The 741-nt window shown below is 43.6% G+C and carries 1 protein-coding gene; it reads left to right on the top strand.

Annotated features, from left to right (window positions below):
* Positions 1–77 precede the first annotated feature (77 nt).
* Positions 78–704, top strand: a complete 627-nt coding sequence (locus tag ACTXGO_RS15375) for an OmpW/AlkL family protein (RefSeq protein ID WP_443541941.1) — start codon at positions 78–80, stop codon at positions 702–704.
* Positions 705–741 lie beyond the last annotated feature (37 nt).

The raw sequence follows: 741 nt of genomic DNA, 5'->3' as shown, positions 1-741 counted from the left end.
CTACTATTGGCCTTTGACCCCTGATGCCATCCCTCATCGGCGGTCTATCACTCACTTTTAGTATTAAGGAATACATGATGAAACTACAATCCCTAGTTTTAGCGACTGCGACTGCAATGATGATGACAACGGCTTTTGCTGTTCCTGTGGGTACTTGGACGCTAGGTGCAGGCGCGCATGGCGTTGTACCTAAAAGCGATAACGGCACCTTATTAAATGGTGCGCTGTCGGTTGATGTCGATGATGATATTCGCCCGACTCTTACAGGTGAGTATTTTATCGCTAACAATGTAGGCATCGAGCTACTAGCCGCTATTCCTTTTCATCATGATATTACCCTAACTGACGCGGGCGGTAATCAAATCGATGCAAAAACTCAGCATCTTCCACCTACTTTGTCTGTGCAGTATCATTTTGATAATAGTATGATGCCAATGAACATCAAGCCCTTTGTGGGCGTGGGTGTCAACTACACTACCTTTTTTAAAGAAAGAATCGGTACTGGTGATGATTTAGAGCTTGATGACAGTGTTGGCGTTGCAGGTCATGTCGGCGTAGATATTCCCTTTACACCAACAGAATCATTCCGTATTGACGCACGCTATATGGATATAGAAACAGACGTCAAGTTAAATGGTAATGATATCGGCTCTGTGGATATAGATCCTTGGGTATACGGCGTTGCCTTTGTCAAACAGTTTTAATCGACTTATGCTAAACACTAAAAAAAGCCAGCTCAAT

Source organism: Psychrobacter sp. T6-1, from assembly GCF_052258445.1.
Note: the sequence above shows the minus strand (reverse complement) of the source record. Positions and strands in the feature narration are given on the sequence as shown.

Bases quoted from the DNA above. Each gene is read 5' to 3' on its own strand.
- ACTXGO_RS15375 (WP_443541941.1), top strand. From the start codon at position 78: ATGAAACTACAATCCCTAGTTTTAGCGACTGCGACTGCAATGATGATG.